This window comes from Bacillus sp. JJ664 (genome assembly GCF_036962205.1).
Taxonomy (GTDB): Bacteria; Bacillota; Bacilli; order Bacillales; family Bacillaceae_G; genus Gottfriedia.
Window position 1 is genome coordinate 1 of sequence record NZ_JBALMS010000093.1, and the last position, 26,569, is coordinate 26,569.

The following is a 26,569-nucleotide window of genomic DNA, read 5'->3' on the forward strand; positions in this document are numbered from 1 at the left end:
GAGCTACGGGCGCATATTGTGTTGTCACTTCGTTAGCGACTTTTATAGTATATAATAACTACTACTTAAAGTCAACATCTTTTTAAAGTTTATTTATCTTAAACTTAGTAAGCTTACTACGATAAGCTTCTGATGACTCCGTTAAGTTCTAACGGGAACTTTATCTATATTAAAGCAACATGAACACAAAGTCAACATAATTTAAAAGAAAAAATAACTTTTATTGAATTAAGTTATTTTCGCTAATTAGAATGTTACATTGAAGTGCTTAGTATATGCTGTTTGCGTTAATTTATACAATGTACTCTAAAGAATTTACTCAAGGTTTGAGAAGGAACTATACTATAGAAGAATTAAAACAATCCTCAATCCTTTAAATAGATTAAATGTGGATCAAACACCACTATAAAATACAAAAAAGACAATCTACATACTGTAGATTGTCTGGTTATATACATACATGATGCGGCCGAGAGGACTTGAACCTCCACGGAGAAACCTCCACTAGGCCCTCAACCTAGCGCGTCTGCCATTCCGCCACGACCGCAAATAAACAAAAAGTGAGCCATGAAGGATTCGAACCTTCGACCCTCTGATTAAAAGTCAGATGCTCTACCAACTGAGCTAATGGCTCGTAATAAAGATAATAATACAAGTATCACAATTACTACACTTTTGAATGACTTAGAAGTCTATTTGGTCGTGCTATCGCACTAGAGCAATGCTCATAAAAAATAATGGCTGGGCTACCTGGATTCGAACCAGGGCATGACGGAATCAAAATCCGTTGCCTTACCGCTTGGCTATAGCCCAATGAAGTTGCTACATGGTCTAACTCCTGCGATTATACTACTTGATAATGCTCCGCAGGATTTTCTTATGTTGTATTGGATTCACCCCTCGAGTCTACTCCTCAAGATAAAGACAATCCGACATTTGATCACGCTTAAAATCAATACGCTATACTACATAACAGGTATTACGATCTTTCTTTATGTTGTATTGTATTCACCTCTCGAATCTACTCCTCAAGATAAAGACAATCCGACATTAGATGAAACTAAATTCAGAATCACTATTCCACACAATATGTATTATAATCTTTCTCTATGTTGTATTGGTCTTACCTCTCGAATTCACTCCTCAAGACAATCCGACACCTAAATGACAATAAATTAACTACCAAAAATATTATCTCCAAAAAAAGAAAAAATACTACATTATGTAGTAAATAATGGCGGTCCCGACCGGGATCGAACCGGCGATCTCCTGCGTGACAGGCAGGCATGTTAACCGCTACACCACGGGACCGTATACAATTAAATGGTGGAGGATGACGGGCTCGAACCGCCGACCCCCTGCTTGTAAGGCAGGTGCTCTCCCAGCTGAGCTAATCCTCCGTAATATAAAAAATGGTGACCCGTACGGGATTCGAACCCGTGTTACCGCCGTGAAAGGGCGGTGTCTTAACCGCTTGACCAACGGGCCGTATGTATGGCAGAGAAGAAGGGATTCGAACCCTCGCACCGCGTTAACGATCTACACCCTTAGCAGGGGCGCCCCTTGAGCCACTTGGGTACTTCTCTAAAATAATGGCTCCGCAGGTAGGATTCGAACCTACGACCACTCGGTTAACAGCCGAGTGCTCTACCACTGAGCTACTGCGGAATAATCTAAATTATCCATCAACACTTTCTGGTAAGTGGTGACAAGTAATAATATAAACTATGAATATATACCCTGTCAATACTATTTATAACTGTTTTAATTTACTTTTACATATTCCGCAAACAAACCGTTTCAAGTCCACTTTTCTCTTACGTAAGTAAGTTTGTCCACATTTTGTACAAATGTAGCGATACTTATATGGTACAGTTCTCTTTTTAGTTGTAGTCGCTAATGGTTTGCAGTACCTTGGTGCACCAACCTGTTTTAATAAATCTTTAAAATCCTTATCCTCATGCTTATAGCCTTTTTTCATTATGTGTAGATGATAATGGCATAATTCATGTAAGATAATACCCCTTAATTCTTCAATTCCATGTTCATTGAAATACAGCTTATTTAATTCAATATTACTTGTTTTTAATAAATACCTTCCACCTGTAGTTCGTAATCTAGCATTAAAGGTAGCTTGATGTAAAAATGGACGGTTAAAATATTGCGATGATAATTCTTCAACTAATTTTTGTAGTGTTTCGTTTTCCATCCTCATATCGTCCCTTAAATGATTCTATATTCTTTATTTCTTTTTGTATTAACTAATATACAACTCACATTTTTCTAGTTATCTGCATACATTAAACTTACAAATGAGAATTTCAAAGATCAGATTCGTACAATTTATACTAAATGAGTTGCTCTTAGTAAATCTCTCTACAATGGCGTAAAATTTAACTTTTAATTGAACAATTTCGTTATCCTTTTTATAAAGGTATTAGAAGGTTACCCCTCACTCATTTAATATGTCGCCCATCTCAAATTAAAAGATGGGCGAAGATTTTTAAGCTGGAGGTTTTTCATATGGTTATGCCAAGTTGGCTGAAAACCCAAATGCAAAAAGCTTTTTATGAAAAAAACCGCTATCAAATTAAATTATTAAATCAATGCTGGTTTTACTATCAAAAAATTAAGCTTTGACTGTTTCTTTTGATTCAACCGGAAGCATTGACAAGCCTACTCTTTGCTTTTTTTGATCTACTTCGGCAATCCAAACTTTTACAACCTGTCCAACAGATACTACATCTAATGGATGTTTGATAAACTTACTACTCATTCGTGATATATGAACAAGGCCATCATTTTTTAAACCGATATCTACGAATGCTCCAAAATCAACGACATTTCTAACAGTACCTTCTAACTGCATGCCAATTTTCAAATCTTCTATATTAAGTACATCTTGTCGTAATAATGGTGCTGCTAATTCATCACGTAAATCTCTTTCTGGCTGCATTAAAGAATTCAATATATCTTTTAACGTAATTTCACCAATGTCTAGTTGACTTGAAGTTTCTTCTATATTTAAACCTTTTATTTTATCTTTTAATTCATTAGAACCAAGTTGACTTGAAGACATATTTAATTGCTTCAATAATTTTTTAACCTGTCCATAGCTTTCAGGGTGAATACCAGTACGATCTAACGGCTCGTCACCTTCAAGCACACGTAAAAAGCCAATACATTGTTCATATGTTTTTGCACCAAGTCGAGGTATTGTTTTCAATTCTTTTCTGTTTGCAATCTTACCTTTTTCATCACGATAGTTTACGATGTTTTTTGCAACAGTTTTTGATAATCCAGATACATATTGAAGTAGTGAAACCGATGCAGTATTAACATTTACTCCTACTTGGTTTACAGAAGTTTCAACAACAAACGTTAATGACTCGTTTAAGCTTTTCTGAGAAACATCATGCTGATACAGTCCAACCCCAACAGATTTTGGATCAATTTTCACTAATTCTGCTAGAGGATCCTGTAATCGCCTAGCGATTGAAACCGCACTTCGTTCCTCTACTTGAAAATTAGGAAACTCTTCTCGTGCTAATTCTGAAGCAGAGTAAACACTTGCACCCGCTTCATTAACAATTACGTAGTAAATGTCTTTGTTTGTTTCCTTTAATATCTCAGATACAAATAGTTCAGTTTCTCTTGATGCTGTTCCATTTCCTATTGCAACCATTTCAATTTTAAATTGTAGGAGAATATCTTTTATCTTTGCAACGGCTTGTTCCTTTTTCTTCTGTTGAATTTCAACCTTTTCTCCTCTAAAAGGATGTGGGTAAATGACATCTATTTTTAGAACCTTACCAGTCTCATCAACTACTGCTAGCTTACAACCTGTTCTAAATGCAGGGTCAACTCCAAGCACAACCTTCCCTTTTAAAGGCGGTTGTAATAGTAATGAACGTAAATTTTCAGAGAAAATGGTAATTGCTTGAGAATCAGCTTTTTCAGATAGTTCCTTACGTATTTCTCTTTCAATCGATGGTTGAATTAAACGTTTATATGCGTCTTCTACAACCTCCATTAAAATTGAACGAACAAAAGTTTCTTTTTTAATCACATTTCGCCCTAGAAAAGCAATGATCTCTTCAAATGGTGATTGAACTGAGATTTTCAGAATATCTTCCTTTTCACCACGGTTCATTGCAAGAATTCGATGGGGTACAATTTTTGAGATTGGCTCTGAATATTCATAATACATTTCATACACTTTTTTCTCATCTTTTTCCGCATCTTTGACACTAGATTCTATTAAACCTTTTCTAAAAGTAGATTCTCTAATCCATTTTCGGTAGTTCGCATCATCTGCAATCCATTCTGCAATAATGTCTTTTGCACCTTGGATTACATCATCAACTGTATGTACTTCTAATTCTTCATTTATATATTTTAAAGCTTCATCGGCTAATGAGCCCTCTTTTGGTAGATGAAACAACCATTCAGCTATTGGTTCAAGACCTTTATCCTTAGCTACGGTTGCTCTGGTTTTTCTTTTTTCTTTATATGGTCTATATAAATCCTCTACTTCTTGTAATTTAGAAGCGATTTGTATACTTTTTTGTAATTCTTCAGTTAGTTTTCCTTTTTCTTGGATTAAACGGATGACTTCTTCTTTTCTCGATTGTAGGTTCACTGCATATTCATATTTTTCAAGGATTGAATAAATTTGTACTTCATCTAATGAACCCGTTTTTTCTTTTCGGTATCGCGCAATAAAAGGGATTGTATTCCCTTCTTCTTTTAATTCAATAACAGTAGACACTTGTTGCGGTGAAATATTTAGTTCAGATGCAATTTTTTTAACTAATTGCTGTGACATGATTACGACCTCCGATATCTAACTATTTTTACGTACTTAAATAACCCTTCCAAAAAGAAAGGGTTACAAAGCAATTTTAATCATTATTTAAAAAATATGTAGGAAAAGCTGCATTAAGCAACTTTTAAAAATCAACAAGTCCCAAACTGATTTGCAGCGCTTCGTCAACCTGATCCATCATTTCATCATCAAGATGAGTAATTTTATCAGTTAACCGCTGTTTGTCAATCGTTCGAATTTGTTCTAGTAAGATAACCGAATCACGTTCAAATCCGTATTTCTTAGCATCAATTTCAACATGAGTTGGAAGTTTTGCCTTTTGGATTTGTGCTGTAATCGCAGCGACTATAACGGTAGGACTAAAACGGTTACCGATATCATTCTGTATTATGAGAACCGGACGAACTCCACCTTGTTCAGAGCCAACTACAGGGGAAAGGTCTGCAAAATATACGTCGCCACGTTTTACTATCAAGTGATTACCCCCCGCTAACTAAGCGCTCCACTTTCGAATCCGCTTCAGACTCAGCATAAAATGACTCAGAAGATATTAATAAGTTGATTTTAGCCATTTCCATGTACCCGCGTCGCATTTGTTCACGACTTTGGCGTCTTTTACGATCCTTCAAAAACATCTTAGTCGCTTGATAAATATATTCATTTCGATTACCGTTTTCTTGCTTTACTAATCCATCTAGTTCGCTTACTACGTGTTTTGGTAAACGTACTGTGATTTCAGTTGTCGCATTTAGTTCGGACAAGTTTCAGCACCTCCAGAATCAACTATTACCCATATATCTCCCTATATTACATCATACCATTAATTTCAAAGATTGGAAAGACACATATCTTCGTTTATCTTTACCAAATAAGCGTGTTTCATACTTTAATACATCAATTATCAAATTCATCTGATACTAGATAATTACTAATGGACCTTATTTTCCCATCTTTTTTGTATACTCTTGGAACTCTATTATTGATCAGACAAGTGACCTCGTAATTAATCGTATTCATATGAGATGCAACATCTTCCGCACTCACAATTTTATCATTACTTTCCCCAATCAATGTCACCTTAGTCCCTACAGGATAATGTTTTGATAGCTTTACCATACATTGATCCATGCAAACTCGACCTACTATTTCTGCTTTTTCACCTTCTATTAGTACAGTAAAACCTTGCATATCTCTTAGCCAACCATCTGCATATCCTACTGGAAGCGTAGCAACCCATTCAACATCAGATGTTTTATAAGTTGCTCCATAGCTTACTCCACTATTTGCTGGCAACTGCTTTATATGAGAAACTTTTGTATAAAATGATAACGCAGGCTTTAATTCAAACGGAATTTTTGATTTCATTTCTAAAGATGGTGTTAATCCATACATGACGATTCCGACGCGCACTGTATTAAATAAGCCAGTTTCTAATACTGCTGCTGCACTATTTGCACAATGAATTAAAGAAGGTGAAAAACCGCTGTCCTTAACCCATTCAATCGTTTCATAAAATCTATCTAATTGTTGTTGGAAATATGTTCGATCTAGTTCATCCGCTGTCGCAAAATGCGTAAACAACCCTTCAAGATTGATCGATGATTTTTTTAATAAAGTTGAAGCTTTTTCCCATTCAGCTTTCGTTTTTAAACCTAATCTTCCCATTCCAGTGTCAAATTTAATATGAATCGTTACTTCATCAGAATCTGAAAGATAATTTGTGATATCCTCTAGCCAATCAACATTATATGCTGTTAAAGTCAAATTATGTTTGATTGCTATAGTTATATCCTGTGCTCTAGTTGCTCCCAATACTAAAATTGGAGCATCTATTCCAGCTTTACGAAGATAAATTCCTTCATCAATAAATGCAACTAATAAACGTGTTGCACCTGACTTCAATGCTTGTTTTGCTACTTCTATATAACCATGTCCATATGCATTTGCTTTTAAAGCTACATATATTTCTTGATGATTAGGGTAAAGCGATACAATATTTTTAACGTTTTCTTCAATCGCATCTAAATTCACTTCAACCCATGTGTCGCGATAAAATGGCGTTTCTGACATAATTTACACTTCCTTATCGTTTTACCCTTGCTCTTTTTATATATGTGTAAAATTATTTGCTTAAATACGAGAAATGTCAACCTTTAACCTTATACAAATAGTCTATTTCAAATATAAAAAGGCGTGATAGTACTTCATCACGCCTTTTCTCTAGTTTGTAAATATGATTATTTTGTTCCTGTTTGACCTACTGATTGAGCAACCTCAATTAATTCACTTTGCGTTAAGTTACTAGATACAATTGTAAAGTCAGTGCCTCCATGTGACCAAGAAATCATTTTTTCTGATAATGCACCGACAGTATATCCTAAGTCAACTGGCTCACCACTGATTTCCATGACTGTACCAGTTTCAGAAATACGAGATTTTTCTTCAATTAAGGTAAATGATTTATCACCTTTATATGAAAGAATAACTTGAATACCACTTTCAGTTTTAACCTCTTGTTGGTCTTCTAAAGTTACACCGTCCATTAATTTATTAGGGTATTGCGTTACTAATAAGTTAGAATCATTATTAGTAGACGTTGGTACACTTAAACGTGCGCTTGTCATGTTTTTCTTCACGTCAAATGCATCATTATCAAACTTTGGATTGTATTTCACTTTATCAAATTGAACATCTAACACAACATTTTTATCAGAATCTAATAACTTAACTGACTCTGGTGTCAAACCTTTTTTATTAAACGTAATTTCTTGTGTAGGAAGTAATTGTTTATTTGTATAGTTTGTTTTCGTTTCAAATACATAACCCTTTTTAGTTGATTTGAAAGTAGCATCTTTATCTTGAACTAGATCATTTACTAATGATTCCGGTAAATATGGTTGGCTGCTGTTTGATGGCCAATCACTTTGGAAACGATAGCTTTTATTTAGTGCTGGTGTTAAAACAAATACGCCTTCTTTGTTTCGTAAAATGATTTGATTTTGATCGCTTTTAGCATTTTTTAATTGTACTCGGTAATATGAAGGTTTTTTATGCCAAATGACTACTTCATATTTTTGTGGATCATTTCCGTTATTAATTGTTAACGTAGCATCCGCCTGATAACCACTCATTTTTTCCATCTTATTACTTAATGAACCTACAACATCTTCCCTCGATTTCTTACCACATGCAGCCATTGATAAAACTAACGTAAAGGCCAAAAGCATCGCTACAAGCTTTTTCTTCATCTCCCCAGCTCCTTTGTTCCTCTTATATTGTAAAAAGAGAATCTCATGCAAAGGCAATAGAATAAATGTGCGCGAGTAGCTAAGAAGTTTAACCTAGATTTATTCATGCACGTTGCAACCTTGCTTCTCCTATCCTCATAGAACTATATGAGGTCAAGCTCTAAAATATGCAGACTAGCATGACAAGCTAAACTAAAAAAATTACAAAATAAAAAACAGTCACTAAACTCGTAACTGTTCAAAACTAATTTGTTTATAATTGCTGTAAAACTACTTGTGCAGCGGCATAGTGCTCAGTGTGAGTAATAGACAAAAAAGGAATAAAAGGTAAATCAACTGATAGAACCGGTTTTCCTTTTTCATCGTTTAGAATTTCTATATCATGAAAGCCAAGTTCTTTTCCAATCCCTGTACCGAATGCTTTCGAACAAGCTTCCTTAGCCGCGAATCTCCCTGATAAAAACTCTAGTTTTCTACGCTCAGAGAGATTTTTATAAATTTCATATTCAGCTTCAGTTAAAATCCTATTTGCAAAACGTGGTTGAGACACAATAATCTCTTTCATTCTTTCAATCTCTACTAAGTCCAATCCTATACCTACAATCATTTCCTCACCTTTACTTTCACTTACTACGGTTTAAAATTAAAGCTGGAATCATTTACAACTTCAACTGAAGGATGACTTTTTAGTTCCTCCATCAGTTTAAAAAGTGCATTATCTTTTTGTTTTGCTTCAATCATACAATCAATTTGCTTTACAGAGCCATATATTTCATTTAAAAAAGTAAGAAACATAGAAGAATCTACATAATCAGCGTGTGCTCTAATGTCTTTTTCATCCCTCGGACTTGAAATATGCATTTTCATTGGGAGCTCAGAAACTGACCATGTATTGACTGCTCGATCCCAGTTCTCAGTCCACAGTTCGTTTACGTGATTCACCAGGTGGTGGTGATAATCAAAAACAATCGGAACACCCAGCTTTTCACATGCAAATAATGTTTCCTCAAACGTAAACGTTGTATCATCATTTTCGAACATTAGCATCTTTTGAATTGGAGAAGGTACCGAACCAAAATTTTCTACCAGTTGTTCTAACGATTTCTCTTTGTCATCATACCCTCCACCAACGTGTAAAACACAACGATGCTCTGGATTTATTTTCATTGCCTTCAAAAGTTGGTAATGCATTTTTAATGTTTTAATTGAAGACTTTAACAAATCTTCATCAACCGAGTTTAAAATAACGAAATGGTCCGGATGAAAATCGATTCTCAATTTGTTTTTTAAAGCAAATTCACCAAGTTGATTTAGCTCCTCTTTTAAAGGCTTCATAAAATTCCAATCCTTCAGCTCTTCGTGATTAGCTAGTGGGATTAACTTACTACTTAATCGAAAAAAAGATATATTATGTGCTTTATTATGTTTAAGTAATCGTAAACAATTATTGATATTTGTTTTTGAAATAAGTTCTAATTTTCTAATCGCAGCTTCTTTATCTTTTTGTTTTAAAAACTGTGCAAAGGTCATCGTTTTTGACGGCGATGCATTTTGTAAATTCATACTCATTGCAACATAACCAAGTCTTACATGCATATAGATCCAACTTTCTTACATTTTTTCCTTAGTTTATGGAAAATACGTAAAATCACACCGATTATTTTTCAAAACAAAAAGGTACACGGATTAAACCATGTACCTTCATTTCAATATTATTTACTGCTATCTTGATGTCTACGTTGTCCGCCACCACGATTATTATCGCGAGAACCCGAACTAGCACCTTCACTACGTTTGCTACGGAAGTTTCCTCCACCACGGTTGCCGTCTCTATCTCCACGACGACCATCTCCACGGCGGTCTCCACCACCGCGACGGTTTTCTCCACCGCCACTACGTTTGTTTTCACCACGACGGTATCCACCACCGCCGCCGCTTCCACCACGACCGCCACGATCACGTTTCACCATTGGTGGCTCATCAGTTAATCGAATTGGTGTTTCATTTGGTTCTTTAGTTAACATTTTTAACGCTGCTGCTACAACACTTACTGAATCATGCTCTTCAAGTAATTCTTCAGCAATACGTTTGTAGAATGCTAAGTTATCACTTTCCATTGTTGAAGTTAATTTTTCAGCAATAATACGTTGTTGGCTTTCAATTGCTTCATCCAATGTAGGTGCAGTCATACGTTCCATACGACGTTTAGTTGTACGTTCAATATTTTTCAATTGATTAAATTCACGAGGCGTAATGAATAGCATCGCAATACCTGATTTACCAGCACGACCTGTACGTCCAATACGGTGAACATAACTTTCAGGATCCTGAGGAATATCGAAATTATAAACGTGAGTTACACCAGAAATATCTAATCCACGAGCTGCTACATCAGTCGCAACTAATACATCAATTGAACCAGATTTAAATTTACGTAGTACTTGCTCACGTTTTGCTTGTGATAAATCACCATGAATACCTTCAGCTGCATAACCGCGTGAGTTTAACGCTTCAGATAATTCATCAACACGACGTTTCGTACGACCGAAAATAATAGCTAATTCTGGCGTTTGAATATCTAATAAACGTGTAAGCACGTCAAATTTTTTCTTTTCTTGAACTTCAATAAAATGTTGTTCAATGTTAGGCATTGTAACTTCTTTCGCTTGAACTTTTACGATTTGAGGATTAGTCATAAAAGTTTCTGCAATGCGACGAATTGGGTCAGGCATTGTAGCTGAGAAAAGAAGCGTTTGTTTATTTTCAGGGACTTCTTTTAAGATCGCTTCAATATCTTCAATGAATCCCATGTTTAGCATTTCATCTGCTTCATCTAAAACAACTGTGTTTACGTTGTTAAGACGAATCGTACGACGGTTAATATGGTCTTGTATACGACCAGGTGTTCCAACAATAATATGTGGGAACTTCTTTAATGAACGCATTTGACGATTAATATCTTGTCCACCGTAAATCGGAAGGATTTTAACGCCTTTGTGCATACCAATTTTGTGTAGTTCTTCGCCAACTTGGATCGCTAACTCACGTGTAGGAGCAATAACAAGTCCTTGAACGTTGTTATTATCTACATCAATTTTTTCTAGTAAAGGAATACCGAAAGCGGCTGTTTTACCAGTACCAGTTTGCGCTTGACCAATTACATCATTGCCTTGTTTTGCTAATGGAATAGTCTGCGCTTGAATTGGAGTAGCTTCCTCGAAGCCTAATTTTTCAATCGCAAACAGGATTTTACTACTTAATCCTAATTCTTGAAATGTTGTCAATTTGTTTAATCTCCTTTGTATCTCATTTATATCTATAAAAATTATATGTTTCGTGACTGTTCACATTTGGAAGGTTCGTTTTTAGTGGAAAACAATGTCCGAAGTATTATGAAAAGGAAACAATATCTACTCATTATACGGACATTCCATCTAAAAAGCAAATGAAGTTATATATTTTCAAAATGATTTCCATATCTTCTTGTGTGAAGAACTATAGTCCAACTTCCTTAATTTTCCCTTGTTTCCTCACTTTTAACATAGTAATCCAGCCGTATATATTTTGCGCCTGAGCAATTCTTCCAATTAATTGTCACGATAAAAATATAATTAGTAGCAATACTTTTTGTTACTAATTCTCTCTACTCGCTTGTTTCTAATAATGCATTAACGACTTCTTCTAATTTCATTCCTCTAGAGGCTTTAACTAAAACAAGATCATTCGGTTTAACCTCTTGTTTTAAAACATCAATTAAATTATTTTTGTCATCAAAACTTTTTACGTTTGAAGAGTCCATTTGTTCAAATGCAGAAACTGCAGCAAACTTACTTAATGAACCATAAGTATATAAATAATCAAATTGAAGCCTTACAACCTCTTCACCAATCTCTTCGTGAAAAGCAATTTCTTGATCACCTAGCTCTAACATATCACCAAAGATTACAAACTTTCTCTTATATCCAGTTAATTCTGCTGCAAATAAAAGAGCTGCCTTCATTGATGTAACACTAGCATTATAAGCGTCATTTATAATTGTTAGCCCATTTTTAGTTTTTAATAACTCCATTCGCATTTTCGTCATTTCTAGATTTTGCATACCTAATTGTATTTCTTCCCAAGTTAAAGAGAATTTTCTAGCTACGGCTATTGCTGCCAAAGTATTACTAATATTATGTTTTCCTAGTACACTCAATTTGAAACGAACATTATTTGATTTATTTATTTCAAATTCACTACCTGATTCATTCATTTCAATTAAGGTAGGATAAAAATCATTCTGTTCATTAAATCCAAACGTTTCAATTGTATAAGAAGACTGTTGGTTTTTTGTACCATCCAATAATAACGGTTCATCTCCATTAATGACTAGTAAACCTTCCTTTGAAAGTCCACATGCGATCTCTAGCTTAGCTTTTGCTATCCCTGCTCTAGACCCTAATTCTTGCATATGTGATTCACCAATATTTGTAATAATTGCAGCATCTGGCTCCGCTAATTTTGATAAAAATTCGATTTCGCCGAAATCACTCATACCCATTTCTAAAACGGCAACTTCTGTATCTTCATCCATCAAAAGAACTGTTAACGGTAAGCCAATATGATTGTTAAAATTCCCTTGTGTTTTATGTACTTTATATTTTGCTGATAGGATGCTAGTTAATATGTCTTTCGTAGAAGTTTTCCCATTACTGCCTGTGATACCAACTATTTTTCCATTCCATTCTTTTAAATATGATTTCGATAATACTTGAAGCGCTTCTAACGTGTCCTCAACTAAAATGACAGAAGTATTTGTTGGTGCATTTGCATATTTTTTTGAGCAAAGAATGGCACTTGCACCATTTTCAATAGCTTGAGGAAGAAATTCATGAGCATCAAATCTTTCCCCTATAATTGGTATAAATAATTTCCCATTTAAATCTCCACGTGAATCCGTTGATACGCCATTAATAGATAGATCATTACCTACTAACCGACTTCCAGGTATCATCTTTACAATTTGTGATAAAGTACGCACGATTGCCATTGTCACCGACTCCTATCCAAAGTATTTCTATCTATTCAATTGAAAACACTATTCAATCAAGAATAGTGTTTTCAATTGTTAAATATTATATTTAATTTGTTGTTTTTGTTCGTGTCTTTCAATTCCTAAGTTAATTAATTTCTCAATTAAACTAGAATATGATAAACCTGATGCTTGCCATAATTGTGGATACATACTAAATGGCGTGAAACCAGGCATAGTATTCACTTCATTCATTAATACTCCACCATCTTCAGTTACGAAGAAATCCGCACGAGTTAAACCAGAACCATCAATCGCTTTAAAAGCTACTTCTGCATAATATTTAATCTTTTCATATGTTTCTTGTTCGATCGGCGCAGGAATGATTAATCCTGTTTCGCCACTTTCGTATTTAGCACTATAGTCATAAAACTCTACTGAAGGTTTAATTTCCCCTACAACAGAACATTCAACTTTATCATTACCTAAAACGGCAATTTCAATTTCACGACCAACGATATTTTCTTCAATAATGACTTTACGGTCAAATTGGAAAGCTTCTTCAAATGCGGCAATTAAAGATTCACGATTTTTCGCTTTACTGATACCAACACTTGAACCTAGATTAGCTGGTTTAACAAACACAGGATAACCTAGTTCTTGTTCAACTTTTTCATAACAAGATTCAGCTGTTTCCTTCCAATCTGTTTTTAAGAAGTGAACATACTTCGCTTGTGGAATGCCAGCTTGAGCAAATAAATTTTTCATGATGACTTTATCCATACCCGCTGCTGATGCTAATACACCATTCCCAGCGTAAGGGATATTTAATAATTCAAGTAATCCTTGAACTGTACCGTCTTCACCATTTGGCCCATGTAATAATGGGAATATTACATCAACTGGTCCAGTAGATTCTTGATTAGATGCTGCAGGAATAATTGATGAAGTTAATGCAACAGGAGCAATTTCACTTACATGTTGATCTTCGTTTGAGAATTTTAAAGCAGCTACACTTTCTACTTTACCTTCTATTTGTTTACCTTGTAACCATTCACCTTGTTCTGTTATATAAATTGGATACACATCAAATTTTGAGTGATCTAAAGCTGAAATAACGGCAAAAGCTGTTTGTAATGACACTTTATGTTCAGCAGACTTACCGCCATATAATAAACCTAACTTAATCTTCATGATGTTCCCCCTACTATTTTTTGCTCTTCCTATTGTACCACTTTCTCCCAAACTGTATAAGCTTTTATGGGTAGAAACCTATATTTCTTTACAACATATGCAAATAAGTTGGAGTTGTGATAGAAATACAATCAGCCACCAATACAGATAGCCCAAAGAATCATTTCTACTGTTTTTTCTCTGTCTACTAAAATAAAAAAGGCCGCGCTTTATTGCGCTAGCCCTTGATTTTTTTCTCTAAATGCTACTTTTTCATCAAGTGAACGATACATTGCACCCGAAACGACGACACCAGTTCCCAAAATGACAAATAGCCATAGTCCTAGTTTCAAATCAAATAAGAATCCGCCTAATAATGGACCAAGGAACCCACCAATAGTCCATTTCATGCTTCCAACTGCCATATATGTTGCTCTAAGTTCTTCTGGCGCAATATTTGCAACAAAAGTCATTTGAACAGGTGACATTACCATCTCACCAAATGTGTAGTAAGCAAAAATGATTCCTAGAATGAATAAAATCAACCATTTTCCAAATCCAAATGAAAGTAAAATTGGTGGTGCAAATCCAATTGACAATATACCTAAACCAAATAATAACGTTCCGTAAAACATCGTTTTTCCAATTGAACGATTCGCTAAATAACTTGAAATCGGAAACTGTAGCAATACAACTAGTAAACCATTGAGTGACATTAGAAATGGATAAGGTGTCCACTCCCCAAAATGCGATTGGAAACTTTGTTTAAAATAAAGCGGTAACATACCTTCAATTTGTGAGAACCCCATAGAAATAATAATACCTGTAGCAACATAAAAAAGAAGTAATTTATCAGTAAGAATAATATTTACAACCTTTTTAAATGGTATCTTTGCGCTTTCCTTTTCATTACTCTTCACATTTCCAGCTGGCAATGTTTCCTTTAATAAAATGAATTGAGCAACACTATAGATTCCCAATGCAGTCGCAGCGATATAAAATAAACTATCCTTCGATAAAAATACAATAGAACTTCCAAGTAGAGGTCCTATAACAGTACCAAAATTACTACCTACTCGAAGTAGTCCATACGCTTCCGTTCTTTCCTCTGGTGCAGTCACATCTGCAACCATCGCAGATGCAGCAGGATCAAAAAATGAATTACTGATTCCCAATAAAATTGAAAGGATCAAAAAAGCAGCGTATCCTTCTACAAAAGAAAATGATATTAGAATGATTGAAGAGGCAAGCGTTGAAAAAACCATCATACGTTTACGACCATATATATCAGCCAATCTCCCACCAAGCATTGAACCAAATAATGATGCAATCGGTGAAATTGACATGATGAAACCGACTTTCAACATAGAATCAACTTTACCTTCTAGATATAATGCGAAAAACGGCATCAGCATCATCATTGCACTACTTGTAATGGTTTCGCCAATTACTCGAATCCACACATTCCGATCCATTCCTTTTAACTTCTTAAAAAATTCCATATAAACGGCACCTCCTAGTACGTCTAAATCTTCATTATTAAATGTATATGTAATAAATTTTAATAATTCAACAAAATAAAAAGGGTGTTCAAATTGACTTTTTAGTCATTGAACACCCACTCTTTTTTAAGCTTGTTCTCTAGTCGAGACTGAAAACATCAATCCCAAAAACGTTCCTAGTAAAAATAATGTTGAACAAGAGCCCATTAATACAATGCTCACTGTTAAGACAACGTCAGTATGTACGTAACCGCTTCCAGTGAAATATAGTAAAAAAAGAATAAGACCAATTAAAAAGACAATACCTGAATATCGAGTATACGTTTCAACGATTTCATTATCAGTTCGCTTCATATAAATAACCTCCTGTAGTATTTTTATTAAATGCAATACCTTAAATGTGACAACTTTGTGACACTTTTATATTAACACATATTTACAGTATTGTAACTATATTCTGAAAATATTTCGAAGAAAAGAAAAAGCCGAGATTTTTGACCTCGGCTAATTCAATCTATTTATTATTAAAAATACTTTTATAATTTCCATATCCTTCTTCGTCCATTTTCTCAAAAGGAATGAACTTCAAGGCTGCTGAATTAATACAATATCTCAGCCCTTCAGGTCCCGGTCCATCGTCAAACACATGGCCTAAATGAGAATCAGCTTCTGAACTGCGTACCTCAATTCGCATCATGCCATGACTATAATCTTTCTTTTCTTCAACTTCACCTTTTAAAATTGGTCTTGTAAAACTCGGCCACCCACACCCAGAATCAAATTTATCCAGTGAACTAAATAAAGGAATACCGGATACTATATCAACATAAATACCTTTTTCCTTATGATCCCAAAACTCGTTACGGAATGGGGGCTCAGTTGCATCTTCTTGTGTAACGGCATATTGAATTGGTGTAAGCTCTTGTTTCAGCTTTTCTTGACCTGTTTTCCAATGCTCTTTTATAAACTTTTGACGTCCAGATCCTTTATAATAAAGCTGGTAACGAATCGGATGTTTTTTATAATAATCTTGATGATGTTCTTCTGCTTCATAAAATGGTTTAGCAGGTAAAACCTCTGTAACAATCGGCTTTTTGAATCCACCATTCTTTTCAATTTCTTCTTTTGATGCTTGTGCTAGTTGTCTTTGCTCTTCATTATGATAAAAAATCGCTGTTTTATAGGAACTACCTCGATCATGGAATTGTCCACCTTCATCAGTTGGATCTATTTGACGCCAAAATGTTTCCAATAAATTTTCATAAGAATAGATTTCCGGATCAAAAGTAATTTGAACAGCTTCATAGTGGCCAGTTAAATGTGTACAAACCTCTTCATAAGTTGGATTCTCTTTTTCTCCACCTGTATAACCAGAAACTACTTTTAGTATTCCAGGCTCCTTATCAAATGGTTTGATCATACACCAAAAACACCCACCTGCAAATGTAGCCAATTCATTCCCCATTTCGAATCCCTCCCAAATAATTGTCTTACTTAGTATTTACCATATTAAAGTGCTGATATAAATATTTTTGCTTAAGAATCTCACTCCACCGCTTGAAACAATTATGATTTCTATGTAAACTAATACGATATTATATAGGAGGAATTACTATGTTTGAAGAGTTTAAGAAATTTGCATTAAAAGGTAATATACTCGATTTAGCAGTCGGGGTCATTATCGGTGCAGCGTTCGGTAAAATTGTATCTTCTCTAGTTGCTGATATTATGATGCCGATTATTGGTTTAATCTCCGGTGGTGTTGATTTTAAAGATCTAGCGTATACATATGGTAAAGCTGAGATTAAATACGGATTATTTATTCAATCAGTTTTCGACTTTCTTATCATTTCACTTTCTGTATTCTTCTTCATTAGATTACTAAGTAAAATCTCTTTTAAGAAGAAAGAAATTGAAGAGACTAAACCACCAGTACCTACTAAAGAGGAACAACTTTTAATTGAAATTCGTGACTTGTTACAAGAACAGGTGAAAAATCAAAAAGGCATGGACTCATGAAATATCTGAGTCATGCCTTTTATAATTTATTCATATAAAAATAAAAAACCTCGTAACATATTTAATATAATACGAGGTTAATAATTTATTAGAATCGGCCATATCCTAAGAAGTGTGAACGTACCCAGCTGCTACTTAAGCTGATTGTACCAATACCTTTACTTCCAGCATGAACCATTTTGTTTCCACCAATATAAATACCCATATGAGAAGGGCCATTAATATAAGTGTTTTCTAAGAATACTAGATCTCCTGGTTGTGGAGAACTGATCTTTGTAGCCATATTCCAGTATGATTTTACGTTAGCACGTGAGAAACCATAACCATTATGTGAATATACATACCAAATAAATCCACTGCAATCAAATCCACTTGGAGATGTTCCACCAAATACATAAGGAACACCTTGGTATTGCATTGCAAAGTCTACAACTGCATTACCAGAAGCAACTGGTCCTTCATTTTCAGATGGGCCCGCATTGCCTGAAGCATTGCCTGAAGAACTGTTAGAGCTAGAGTCATCGCTATCATTCGACAATTCAGCTAATTCAAGTGATTGTTGTTCTAGTTGTCTTACTCTTACATCTTCTTTTGCATCTTGCAGTTCTTTAACCGCAAGCTTTAATCTATATTCTGCAGATCTTAATGATTTTTCTTTTGCTGCTTGTGATTTAGATAAATCGCTTTCTTGCACTACAAGCTCTTCTTTTGCTTTTACAAGAGATTCTTTTTTCTCGTTCACAAGTTGTTTTTCTTTTTCAACTTCAGCTTGTTCTGATTCTTGTTCTTTAATGATATCTTGGTCTGCTTCAAAAAGCGTTGTAATTGAATTTAAACGGTTAAAGAAATCAACAATACCATCAGAGTTGAAAAGAACATCTGTTACTAAATTCACTTTTGGTTGCTTTTGCATTGCAACAAGACGATCTTCTAGCATTTCGTTACGCTTTTCGATACGGTCCTGTAAGTATGTAATTCTAGCATTCTTATCTTGAATAATCTTTTGAGTCTCTGAGATTTCTTCTTTTTTAGATTGTATTTTAGCTTTAGTATCTTTAATCTTTTGATCTATCTTTTTAACATCATTACTTAATTTTTTGAATTGTGATTGGAATTTATCTACTTCAGCTTGCTTTTTTTCTACTTTCGTTTCGGCATTTACCGAAGCATTCGGCGCTAAAGATACTAAAAATGTACCTGCTATAGCCAGCACTGTTAGTTTTCTTTTAAACATTTCAGCGTGTCTCCTCTCGCTTATCTACTAGGTATTTATATCATAGATTTGCGAAGGGAGTCGCTTTTGTTACAATATTGTAATATAAATGATAAATATGTCTTAATCTGTCGATAAACAAACATGAAATCGTTAGGAAACAGTAATAAAACTCTTCTATTATCTAATAGAAGAGTTTTCAATGTAAATCATGTCATTTTTAATTAAATCTTGATACGTTTCACGTTGTACCACTACTTTAGATACACCGTCTTTTACAAATACAACAGCCGGACGACGAATACGATTATAATTATTTGCCATTGAATACCCGTATGCACCAGTACAAGATACTGCTAATAAGTCATTGCTCTCAACAACTGGTAACTCGCAATCCCAAATTAACATATCTCCACTTTCACAACATTTACCTGCAATCGATACAACCTCTTTATTCTCGTCATTCGCGCGATTTGCAAGCATAGCTTCATACTTTGATCCATAAAGTGCTGGGCGGATATTATCAGTCATTCCCCCATCGACAGAAACATATTTTCTTACTGAAGGTAGGTTTTTTGTTGCTCCAATCGTATATAGAGTTGTTCCTGCTTCACCAACGATGCTACGGCCAGGCTCTAACCATAATTCAGGGACTGGATACGATAATTCTTCACATTGTTGTTTAATAATAGAAGTAATTTGATCAATATGCTTAACAATCGATAACGGTTCGTCTTCAGAAGTGTAACGAATCCCAAATCCGCCACCTACATTTAATATTTCAGCTATATAGTCTAATTCATTTTTTAATCCATTTAAGAAGTTCATTAATATTTTAATTGCGTGCACAAACCCATCCGGCTCAAAAATTTGCGACCCGATATGAGAATGTATTCCCAACAGTTTTAAATTTGGTGAATCTAACGAAATGGCAATTGCTTCTTTTGCTTGACCTGACGTGATATCAAAACCAAACTTTGAATCTTCTTGTCCTGTCATTACATATTCATGAGTGTGTGCTTCTACTCCAGGTGTTACACGTAATAAGATTGATACATCTACTCCGCGATCTTCAGCGATTGCTTGTAATACTTCTAACTCAAAGAAATTATCGACTACGAAACAACCAATTTTCGCGTCTAAAGCTTCTTCAATTTCCTCTATTGATTTATTATTCCCATGAAAGTGAATTTTCTCTGCCGGAAACCCTGCTTGTATCGCTGTATATAGTTCGCCACTTGAGACTACATCTAAACATAACCCTTCTCTTTCAATTAAGCGGGCTTGTTCAATACAAAGGAAAGCTTTACTTGCATATGCAACTTGATATTTTAACCCTGTCTCTTTTAATGCTTCATGAAATTCTCTACATTTAGACTCAATCAATGCTTCGTCGTATATATATAAAGGTGTCCCATACTGTTCAGCTAGTTGAACTGTACTGCAACCTCCGATTTCTAGATGTCCATTATGATCAACTCGACTATTACCATGTAAATACATTAATATTCTCCCTTCATAACTAAACACAAGTTCATTCACCAGAAGCCTTCTTCAATGTATTAGTGTATTAAAAAAGGCACATGAAGGATATGTTCATGTGCCTATCACTTTTAAAATTAAAAGGATATTGCCAATCACATCTCTTCAATAGCTCTTCACAAATACAAGTGACAGTACTACATTTATTAAATGCAGTCCCAGCATTTTAGCGTGTGGCGCTTTAATGCTTCGGCATCGGATCCTTTTTCGTTTAGTCATCAAACCCACAGTTCTCTTAAACGATACTCATATACAATGCAACCTCTACGAATAGATTGTTTTTTTATATTAGTCTATGTATAACACAGTCTAAAAATAGATGTCAAACCTTTTTAAAAAATAATCTGTTTACTCATCCATTGTTTCTATTATATATGAATGCGTTAGTTGATTACCTCTCCAAAATGCTCCCTTCCCGTGGGGCGAAAATGGTAGGCATGCTAAAACCAAAAAGTCCTGTCGTAACGGATGCATGACCCACATCCTGTGTGCCTCCCTCGTGGTCTCGGCTTTCCCGGATCTCAACAGGAGTCTAGCACCTTCCGTTGTCATCAACTTTTGTCCTTAGTTTTCAAATTCTAAAATGAACAATCTTTTGGGAAAGTGTAAAAAAAATCTGTAATTGCAAGTTTTTACTAATCATTTGGACTACACAAGTTTTTCTTTTCAAAATATAATCTTTACTATAAAATATTAATTACGCGCTAAAAAAAGGTGATTAATATGAAAAATCCAATCAATAATAAAAAACATCATATAAAAAAAACAAGCCACTAACTTTATGTTAGTGGTTTTTCTTTTTTGTTGCCTTAGGACAACACTCTTAGCTATAGTAGAAAAATTTGGTCAGAGGTGAATAGATTGCATTCAACCAAAATTGCATTACTTTCAATTTGTAGTAACTCTTTTATTGTTTTATTAAAATTAGCAGTTGGAATCATAACTGGTTCTGTTGCAATTATATCGGAGGCAATCCATTCTTTATTAGATTTAGTCGCTTCAGTTATCGCATTCTTCTCAGTAAAAATATCGAATCGGCCGCCTGACAAGGAACATCCTTATGGTCACGGTAAATTTGAAAACATTTCGGGGACTGTCGAAACGCTGCTCATTTTTATTGCTGGAATTTGGATTATCGTTGAATCAGTTGAAAAACTAATTCACCCTTCACCAATAAAACTTCCTTTTATAGGTGTATTCGTCATGCTACTCGGTGCCTTTATTAATTGGCGAGTTGGGAAAAAAGTTCAAAAAGTAGGAGAAGAAACGCATTCTGTCGCAATGCAATCAAATGCATTACATTTATTAACAGATGTCTATTCATCGCTAGGTGTTGCGGCTAGCTTAATTTTAGTATCTCTTACAGGTTGGGACGTACTAGATGCATTAATTGGAATTGGAATTGCCATATATATAATGAAAGAATCTATCGAGCTTGGAAAGAAATCATTTACGCCATTACTAGATACAGGGCTCTCTTCAGACGAAATTATACAAATTGAACAAGTTTTATTAAATTTCAAATCACAATATATTGAATACCATGATTTACGTACAAGAAGATCGGGCGCAGAGGAACACATCGACTTTCATCTTGTTTTGCCGTCTAGCATGAGTATTGAAGAAGCTCATCTACTTTGCGATAAAATAGAAGATGAAATCAAAAAAGTTCTAATTAATCCCCAAATTTTAATTCATGTAGAACCAGAAAATGAAATCGTTAGAAATATAAGATAAGAAAAGAATATAAAAAAGCGCATCTTTTTATAGATGCGCTTTTTTACGTTAAATATTAATTTCATCCTTAGGATGCTGATCATTTTCTTTAATTTTTTGTGCTCTCATCGTAATCATCGCATAACCGATTGCCATGATAATTCCAAAGATATAACCACCTACTGTGAAAATGATAGTCCTTGAGTAGTAAGCCTTCACACCATAAGCTTCAAGCATCCACCATTGTGCTCCAGTAAATATGATATCTTTAACAATCCAAGCTATAAACAAATATTGGAACAACTTGAACAGTGAAGGATGTTTATACAGCTTCTTACTTTCTTCTCTTTCTTGTCCCTGAATAGCGGCAATATCAATCATAAAATAATATGGCAATGGTTTCTTTATCGCTAAAAGAATGAAGAATACACCTATTAGGCCGATGTGGTAATACACGTTATATAGAAGTAAATTTTCTTTTGTACCGGCTAAAAGATCCAATGCAGTACTAACACTCATTGTAGTTATAATAAAAATTCCAGTTACATTAAATTGTTTAGTGTACCAAAAACGAAATAAAGTATATAAAATCCCAGGAATTGTTGGGACAATCATCGCCCAATAATCTCCAATATATGGCTTTAATAGCTTGTAACCTACTAGTGGGAGTACTAAATACAAAATTAGATCGTAAATAATCAAATTACTTTCTTTTTTCATTTTTATAACCTCATTTTTCCATATTCTACTTTTGTAGTATTAGCGTTTATTTATTTAAATTTGATTATAGCAAAAAATTCCTATGCAAACACTCTAACTACAATCTTCATAAATGACAAGTTCTTTAAAGCTTTGCGATAATCCTTCACTTATAAAATATTTAAATTCTTTAATAGTCTCTTTAAGGTATTCAACTTAAAACAAAAAAGAGAACATCCATATAACATGAATGTTCTCTCCTATTTATTAAAATAAAGTTAATGAGCCAGGTCCTGTTAAAAGTAAGCCAACTGATGTAGCAATGATGAGTAGATTATATTCAATACCATTTGAAGTAATCCAGAAACCATTTTTTAAGTGCACTTTTAAAAGGGCGACTAACATAACTAGTATGATTAACCATGCACCCACTGTCGTGTATAAGCCTGCCGCAACAAGTAATCCACCTATTAGTTCCGCTGCTCCTGATAAAAATGCAAAAAATCCACCAGGTTTCACACCAATCGACTCTAACCATTGACCAGTTCCTTTAATTCCGTAACCACCAAACCATCCGAATAATTTCTGAACGCCATGGCCTGCCAAAATGATTCCTAAAACAAGTCGAATAACCAATAAGCCCTCATCTAGCATAGCTACACCTCAATCCCTTTAATTTGAGATATCTATTGCTCATTAAATAAATATTCTAGATTCGAGATAATTATGTTATTTATTAATCATTTCAAAAAACAATCAGTTTTCGCGTTTGTAAAGAATAGAATACAATAACACTCCGTTTTCACATAAACCAAAGGAGAGCTTAATCATGAAAAAAATCATCCCAATCATTGTAATGAGTTCATGGTTTATTATGTTAATACTAGCTGTTCATTTTAATTTGTTTCAATTATCTTTAAATGATATTAAACATTTTATTGAAGATTCCACAATCAACCCGATGATTTTATTTGTAGGTATTTTTTGCGCTCGAATTTTTTTATTCATCCCAAGTACAATGCTCATTGTCACAGGAAGTTTATTTTTTAACCCTATTGAAACAATTATCCTTTCAATGGTAGGTATGTTCATAACTGAAACCATTATCTATGGAATCAGTAGAAGTTTATTAAGTAATCATATTCAAAACTATATGGTAACAAAATATCCAAAACTCAATAAAGAGATTATTTCAAACGGTAAAAAATACTTATTTATTACTGTTGCAACCCCTTTAGCTCCCACAGATGGAGCTTGCTTTATTGCTGCATCAACCAAAATGCCATATTTTTCATATATCACAACCGTGTTGGCTGGAACGATTCCAATCGTAACGCTATATACACTATACGGTAACTTCCTAATAGCTGCCCCTTGGGTAACATTATGTATCTCCGCTCCAGTCGTCATTATTTTAATTGTTTATATCACCATTCGGAAAAAGCAGAAAAACGAGCTTCACTATACTTCAGAAAACGAAAATGTATAAATTTACCTTTTTCTCCCAAATGATTAAATCATTTTAATTTTTTATTAATAAATCAATCATTCCATAATCATATTTGTTCTATAATAAGAATGTAACATTCATTTTAAATTGGAGGTTTCTGATGGAAACAAATAAAATATTATCTTCACTATGTTATTTCAGTGTTTTTTTCGCACCATTCTTACTACCAATCATTGTTTATTTCGTATCAAAAGATGCATTTGTTAAAACACATGCCAAACGATCATTATTTTCGCACTTTCTTCCATTTATCACGTTTGTAATCTTTTTTGTGCTATCATTTTTATCATTTTATTCGATTGAATCTACGTATGGATGGGTTATTTTTGCTTTTGTAATTGTATTTATTATTAACTTTGTAGTATTTATTTGGAATATCATCCAAGGGATTAAAGTATTAGTTCATTAATTTGGAATGGATATGTAATGAAAAAGATACACCATACTAGTGGTGTATCTTTTTCATTTTGATTTTTTTATTGTATTAGCTACCTTACCTTACTAAAAATCACCTAAAGTGATATTTAATCACGGTCTTCTGTATATGTATGTTTACTATTAATAAGTTTTTTGTAAATCTCCTCTATAAAATGTATCTTTAAATTCCTTCATTTTAAATGGGATTAAAGGTGACATATAGGGTACACCTACTGATTTGATCGATTAGTGTTTCTTTAAGACCTACAGTCTTGAATTGTTCTAATAAAGGTTTGACTACATATTCCTGAATATGGTCCATCAATAATACCGTCTAAGTAAACTAAATTTACATCAACCGAATCTTTAAAACCCACCTTTATATTTCTAATGATCAAATCAGATGTATTGTGAAAGGTATCCTTTATATTTAGTATATTTTCTTTATGCCATTTTTTTATTTCTTTGTTAGGCATCCCATTACCTCCCTTAAAGTTAGTATTTGGGTATCCCAAGATACACTTATTTACAAAACCAACTTTTTAGAAAAAGTATAAGACTGCTTGTTTTGCAGAAAACGCCGCAACTGTATAAAGGATTAATTTATTATCAAAAATTGTTAAAAGCGAATAAAAAAAGATAGGCCAGAATGTTAATTCCAGTCCTATCTTTTTACAACTTCTTCTATTTTTTCTACATTATTTCTCAGGAAATTTCCTAATTCGACATGGATACATACAAGAATATGCATTAGTCTCCTTGTGAAGTCATAAATACTTGTTCTGAGTTGGACTTCTTTAACAATTTTTTAATGAAAATAGAAAGGAAGAAAATAAAAGTTACAATGATTGAGCTAGCTATGACTAACTGCGCTGGTGATAATGAAAATAATTTAGCTAAATATACAGAGTATGCGAGGAGCGAAGAAGTTACTAATTTTGCTAACATTGCAATAAAGAAAAATCTTTTAAAAGATACTTTACTAATGCCTGCCCCTACGCAAATAATTTCATCTGGTAAGATCGGTATAATAAACATTAGTGTCAGTATAATCGTTTCATTTTTAGAAACATATTCCTGATAGCTTTTTAAGTGCTTCTCTTTTATTAGTTTTGATACTAATTTTAAACCACCAATTCTTGCAATGAAATACATGACAACAATACCTAAAACCGAACCTAAAAAACCAAATAGAGCTCCCTCGAACGAACCTAATACTGCACTTCCAGCAGGTAATGTTACTGCTTCAGGTAATGGTAATATAATTGGTTGTAAAAAGCATATACTGAAAAATAATAATTTCGCAGTAGATTTATGATCTATTAGTATTTGCTCAATTCCATACATATCTGCAAATACTAAAAACTTGGTTATATAGTAGATTAAAATAACAATTACAATACATAAAAGTACGATTGATAAAGCAATTTTTGTTAACTTTAATAGTTTAGTATTGTTTGATAAGACTATATACGCATCAAGGAAACAGATTCCGATAATTGTTAACGTAAAGATTACTTTATATACAGTTACTATTGTTGGTAAAAAATTAAATAATAAGTAAATAGCTAGTGAAGCTATTACGATGTGTATGAATATTTCTTTCATTATATTTATATTAATATTTTTGTTCCGCAAATTTATTCAATCCCTCCATAACTGTATTCATTCTTTTGTATGAAGCTATTAAT

Annotated in this window: 26 protein-coding genes, 8 tRNA genes and 1 riboswitch; of the genes, 5 read left to right on the top strand and 29 right to left on the bottom strand. The window is 33.8% G+C overall.

Annotation, left to right across the window (positions count from 1 at the left end; genetic code table 11):
- Positions 1–464: 464 nt before the first annotated feature.
- The 9 genes from V7056_RS14970 to V7056_RS15010 all read right to left on the bottom strand — a co-directional run bounded on the left by V7056_RS14970 (position 465) and on the right by V7056_RS15010 (position 2,209).
- A tRNA-Leu gene (locus tag V7056_RS14970) sits at positions 465–547 on the bottom strand.
- A 14-nt stretch (positions 548–561) separates the two neighbouring features.
- Positions 562–634: transfer RNA gene (locus V7056_RS14975), tRNA-Lys, on the bottom strand.
- Between the two features lie 104 nt (positions 635–738).
- Positions 739–813: transfer RNA gene (locus V7056_RS14980), tRNA-Gln, on the bottom strand.
- Between the two features lie 422 nt (positions 814–1,235).
- Positions 1,236–1,311: transfer RNA gene (locus V7056_RS14985), tRNA-Asp, on the bottom strand.
- 13 nt (positions 1,312–1,324) lie between these two features.
- Positions 1,325–1,400, bottom strand: a tRNA-Val gene (locus tag V7056_RS14990).
- A gap of 13 nt (positions 1,401–1,413) precedes the next feature.
- Positions 1,414–1,488: transfer RNA gene (locus V7056_RS14995), tRNA-Glu, on the bottom strand.
- Positions 1,489–1,495: 7 nt separating this feature from the next.
- Positions 1,496–1,586 (bottom strand) — tRNA-Ser (locus tag V7056_RS15000).
- A 7-nt stretch (positions 1,587–1,593) separates the two neighbouring features.
- Positions 1,594–1,668: transfer RNA gene (locus V7056_RS15005), tRNA-Asn, on the bottom strand.
- An 85-nt stretch (positions 1,669–1,753) separates the two neighbouring features.
- Positions 1,754–2,209 carry a SprT family protein gene (locus V7056_RS15010; protein ID WP_499703196.1) on the bottom strand — a complete coding sequence of 152 codons (456 nt, stop codon included), beginning with the start codon at positions 2,207–2,209 and terminating at the stop codon, positions 1,754–1,756.
- 320 nt (positions 2,210–2,529) lie between these two features.
- On the opposite strand from V7056_RS15010, the gene cmpA reads away from it, so the two are divergent.
- A complete protein-coding gene (gene cmpA, locus V7056_RS15015; RefSeq protein ID WP_088003988.1) occupies positions 2,530–2,640 on the top strand; it encodes a cortex morphogenetic protein CmpA in 111 nt (36 codons plus the stop codon).
- Here cmpA and V7056_RS15020 read toward each other — a convergent pair.
- The 13 genes from V7056_RS15020 to msrB form a co-directional block, all read right to left on the bottom strand.
- Complete coding sequence (locus V7056_RS15020; protein ID WP_499703198.1) at positions 2,630–4,828, bottom strand: Tex family protein; 2,199 nt, start codon at positions 4,826–4,828, stop codon at positions 2,630–2,632. The genes cmpA and V7056_RS15020 overlap by 11 nt on opposite strands.
- A gap of 124 nt (positions 4,829–4,952) precedes the next feature.
- Positions 4,953–5,303 (bottom strand): type II toxin-antitoxin system endoribonuclease NdoA, encoded by a 351-nt coding sequence (ndoA, locus tag V7056_RS15025; RefSeq protein ID WP_056476047.1) that lies wholly within the window; start codon positions 5,301–5,303, stop codon positions 4,953–4,955.
- A gap of 4 nt (positions 5,304–5,307) precedes the next feature.
- Positions 5,308–5,589, bottom strand: coding sequence for a CopG family ribbon-helix-helix protein (locus V7056_RS15030; protein ID WP_069033898.1), 282 nt, complete (start codon positions 5,587–5,589; stop codon positions 5,308–5,310).
- A 133-nt stretch (positions 5,590–5,722) separates the two neighbouring features.
- Complete coding sequence (gene alr / locus V7056_RS15035; protein WP_499703200.1) at positions 5,723–6,898, bottom strand: alanine racemase; 1,176 nt, start codon at positions 6,896–6,898, stop codon at positions 5,723–5,725.
- Between the two features lie 167 nt (positions 6,899–7,065).
- Complete coding sequence (locus tag V7056_RS15040) at positions 7,066–8,076, bottom strand: LolA family protein (protein WP_499703202.1); 1,011 nt, start codon at positions 8,074–8,076, stop codon at positions 7,066–7,068.
- Between the two features lie 253 nt (positions 8,077–8,329).
- Positions 8,330–8,683, bottom strand: coding sequence for a holo-ACP synthase (acpS, locus tag V7056_RS15045; RefSeq protein WP_499703204.1), 354 nt, complete (start codon positions 8,681–8,683; stop codon positions 8,330–8,332).
- Positions 8,684–8,706: 23 nt separating this feature from the next.
- The gene (gene uvsE, locus V7056_RS15050; RefSeq protein ID WP_499703206.1) at positions 8,707–9,672 is read right to left on the bottom strand and encodes a UV DNA damage repair endonuclease UvsE; all 966 of its coding nucleotides are present in this window, start codon (positions 9,670–9,672) and stop codon (positions 8,707–8,709) included.
- A gap of 116 nt (positions 9,673–9,788) precedes the next feature.
- Positions 9,789–11,360 carry a degradosome RNA helicase CshA gene (gene cshA / locus V7056_RS15055; protein WP_499703208.1) on the bottom strand — a complete coding sequence of 524 codons (1,572 nt, stop codon included), beginning with the start codon at positions 11,358–11,360 and terminating at the stop codon, positions 9,789–9,791.
- Between the two features lie 359 nt (positions 11,361–11,719).
- Positions 11,720–13,105, bottom strand: a complete 1,386-nt coding sequence (locus V7056_RS15060) for a UDP-N-acetylmuramoyl-tripeptide--D-alanyl-D-alanine ligase (RefSeq protein ID WP_499703210.1) — start codon at positions 13,103–13,105, stop codon at positions 11,720–11,722.
- 78 nt (positions 13,106–13,183) lie between these two features.
- Complete coding sequence (locus tag V7056_RS15065) at positions 13,184–14,284, bottom strand: D-alanine--D-alanine ligase (protein ID WP_499703235.1); 1,101 nt, start codon at positions 14,282–14,284, stop codon at positions 13,184–13,186.
- 206 nt (positions 14,285–14,490) lie between these two features.
- Positions 14,491–15,762, bottom strand: coding sequence for an MDR family MFS transporter (locus V7056_RS15070; RefSeq protein ID WP_499703212.1), 1,272 nt, complete (start codon positions 15,760–15,762; stop codon positions 14,491–14,493).
- Between the two features lie 126 nt (positions 15,763–15,888).
- The gene (locus V7056_RS15075) at positions 15,889–16,116 is read right to left on the bottom strand and encodes a hypothetical protein (RefSeq protein ID WP_088003963.1); all 228 of its coding nucleotides are present in this window, start codon (positions 16,114–16,116) and stop codon (positions 15,889–15,891) included.
- Between the two features lie 160 nt (positions 16,117–16,276).
- Positions 16,277–17,227, bottom strand: coding sequence for a peptide-methionine (R)-S-oxide reductase MsrB (gene msrB, locus V7056_RS15080; RefSeq protein WP_499703214.1), 951 nt, complete (start codon positions 17,225–17,227; stop codon positions 16,277–16,279).
- Positions 17,228–17,376: 149 nt separating this feature from the next.
- Between msrB and mscL the strand changes: the two genes are divergently transcribed.
- A complete protein-coding gene (gene mscL / locus V7056_RS15085; protein WP_499703216.1) occupies positions 17,377–17,781 on the top strand; it encodes a large conductance mechanosensitive channel protein MscL in 405 nt (134 codons plus the stop codon).
- Between the two features lie 88 nt (positions 17,782–17,869).
- On the opposite strand, the gene V7056_RS15090 is transcribed toward mscL, so the two are convergent.
- Positions 17,870–19,015, bottom strand: a complete 1,146-nt coding sequence (locus tag V7056_RS15090; protein ID WP_499703218.1) for a C40 family peptidase — start codon at positions 19,013–19,015, stop codon at positions 17,870–17,872.
- A gap of 159 nt (positions 19,016–19,174) precedes the next feature.
- Positions 19,175–20,497, bottom strand: a complete 1,323-nt coding sequence (gene lysA / locus V7056_RS15095) for a diaminopimelate decarboxylase (protein WP_499703220.1) — start codon at positions 20,495–20,497, stop codon at positions 19,175–19,177.
- Positions 20,498–20,637: 140 nt separating this feature from the next.
- Positions 20,638–20,811: riboswitch (Lysine riboswitch) on the bottom strand.
- Between the two features lie 586 nt (positions 20,812–21,397).
- Between lysA and V7056_RS15100 the strand changes: the two genes are divergently transcribed.
- A complete protein-coding gene (locus tag V7056_RS15100; protein ID WP_499703222.1) occupies positions 21,398–22,273 on the top strand; it encodes a cation diffusion facilitator family transporter in 876 nt (291 codons plus the stop codon).
- 48 nt (positions 22,274–22,321) lie between these two features.
- Here the strand turns inward: V7056_RS15100 and V7056_RS15105 are convergent, their stop codons facing one another.
- Positions 22,322–22,972: a VC0807 family protein gene (locus V7056_RS15105; RefSeq protein ID WP_499703224.1), complete on the bottom strand. Its 651-nt coding sequence runs from the start codon at positions 22,970–22,972 to the stop codon at positions 22,322–22,324.
- 246 nt (positions 22,973–23,218) lie between these two features.
- Entirely contained in the window at positions 23,219–23,605 is a 387-nt protein-coding gene (locus V7056_RS15110; protein WP_499703226.1) for a DoxX family protein, read from the bottom strand.
- 175 nt (positions 23,606–23,780) lie between these two features.
- Here V7056_RS15110 and V7056_RS15115 point away from each other — a divergent pair, with 175 nt between their 5' ends.
- Both V7056_RS15115 and V7056_RS15120 read left to right on the top strand, forming a co-directional pair.
- Entirely contained in the window at positions 23,781–24,440 is a 660-nt protein-coding gene (locus V7056_RS15115; protein WP_499703227.1) for a TVP38/TMEM64 family protein, read from the top strand.
- Positions 24,441–24,561: 121 nt separating this feature from the next.
- Positions 24,562–24,870, top strand: coding sequence for a magnetosome magnetite crystal formation protein family (locus tag V7056_RS15120; protein WP_499703229.1), 309 nt, complete (start codon positions 24,562–24,564; stop codon positions 24,868–24,870).
- 149 nt (positions 24,871–25,019) lie between these two features.
- On the opposite strand, the gene V7056_RS15125 is transcribed toward V7056_RS15120, so the two are convergent.
- The 3 genes from V7056_RS15125 to V7056_RS15135 all read right to left on the bottom strand — a co-directional run bounded on the left by V7056_RS15125 (position 25,020) and on the right by V7056_RS15135 (position 26,516).
- Positions 25,020–25,097 carry a hypothetical protein gene (locus V7056_RS15125; protein ID WP_499703237.1) on the bottom strand — a complete coding sequence of 26 codons (78 nt, stop codon included), beginning with the start codon at positions 25,095–25,097 and terminating at the stop codon, positions 25,020–25,022.
- A 38-nt stretch (positions 25,098–25,135) separates the two neighbouring features.
- On the bottom strand, positions 25,136–25,354 hold the full coding sequence (locus V7056_RS15130) for a hypothetical protein (protein WP_499703231.1): 219 nt from the start codon (positions 25,352–25,354) through the stop codon (positions 25,136–25,138).
- Between the two features lie 274 nt (positions 25,355–25,628).
- Positions 25,629–26,516, bottom strand: coding sequence for a TVP38/TMEM64 family protein (locus tag V7056_RS15135; RefSeq protein WP_499703233.1), 888 nt, complete (start codon positions 26,514–26,516; stop codon positions 25,629–25,631).
- Between the last annotated feature and the right edge of the window lie 53 nt (positions 26,517–26,569).

Coding starts and splice junctions, on each gene's coding strand:
- lysA (WP_499703220.1), bottom strand. CDS start 20,497: ATGTATTTACATGGTAATAGTCGAGTTGATCATAATGGACATCTAGAA.
- V7056_RS15070 (WP_499703212.1), bottom strand. CDS start 15,762: ATGGAATTTTTTAAGAAGTTAAAAGGAATGGATCGGAATGTGTGGATT.
- mscL (WP_499703216.1), top strand. CDS start 17,377: ATGTTTGAAGAGTTTAAGAAATTTGCATTAAAAGGTAATATACTCGAT.
- V7056_RS15075 (WP_088003963.1), bottom strand. CDS start 16,116: ATGAAGCGAACTGATAATGAAATCGTTGAAACGTATACTCGATATTCA.
- V7056_RS15125 (WP_499703237.1), bottom strand. CDS start 25,097: ATGTCACCTTTAATCCCATTTAAAATGAAGGAATTTAAAGATACATTT.
- msrB (WP_499703214.1), bottom strand. CDS start 17,227: ATGGGGAATGAATTGGCTACATTTGCAGGTGGGTGTTTTTGGTGTATG.
- V7056_RS15105 (WP_499703224.1), bottom strand. CDS start 22,972: ATGAAAAAAGAAAGTAATTTGATTATTTACGATCTAATTTTGTATTTA.
- cmpA (WP_088003988.1), top strand. CDS start 2,530: ATGCCAAGTTGGCTGAAAACCCAAATGCAAAAAGCTTTTTATGAAAAA.
- acpS (WP_499703204.1), bottom strand. CDS start 8,683: ATGATTGTAGGTATAGGATTGGACTTAGTAGAGATTGAAAGAATGAAA.
- V7056_RS15115 (WP_499703227.1), top strand. CDS start 23,781: ATGAAAAAAATCATCCCAATCATTGTAATGAGTTCATGGTTTATTATG.
- V7056_RS15040 (WP_499703202.1), bottom strand. CDS start 8,076: ATGAAGAAAAAGCTTGTAGCGATGCTTTTGGCCTTTACGTTAGTTTTA.
- alr (WP_499703200.1), bottom strand. CDS start 6,898: ATGTCAGAAACGCCATTTTATCGCGACACATGGGTTGAAGTGAATTTA.
- V7056_RS15120 (WP_499703229.1), top strand. CDS start 24,562: ATGGAAACAAATAAAATATTATCTTCACTATGTTATTTCAGTGTTTTT.
- V7056_RS15020 (WP_499703198.1), bottom strand. CDS start 4,828: ATGTCACAGCAATTAGTTAAAAAAATTGCATCTGAACTAAATATTTCA.
- V7056_RS15010 (WP_499703196.1), bottom strand. CDS start 2,209: ATGGAAAACGAAACACTACAAAAATTAGTTGAAGAATTATCATCGCAA.
- V7056_RS15130 (WP_499703231.1), bottom strand. CDS start 25,354: ATGCCTAACAAAGAAATAAAAAAATGGCATAAAGAAAATATACTAAAT.
- V7056_RS15060 (WP_499703210.1), bottom strand. CDS start 13,105: ATGGCAATCGTGCGTACTTTATCACAAATTGTAAAGATGATACCTGGA.
- V7056_RS15110 (WP_499703226.1), bottom strand. CDS start 23,605: ATGCTAGATGAGGGCTTATTGGTTATTCGACTTGTTTTAGGAATCATT.
- V7056_RS15090 (WP_499703218.1), bottom strand. CDS start 19,015: ATGTTTAAAAGAAAACTAACAGTGCTGGCTATAGCAGGTACATTTTTA.
- uvsE (WP_499703206.1), bottom strand. CDS start 9,672: ATGCATGTAAGACTTGGTTATGTTGCAATGAGTATGAATTTACAAAAT.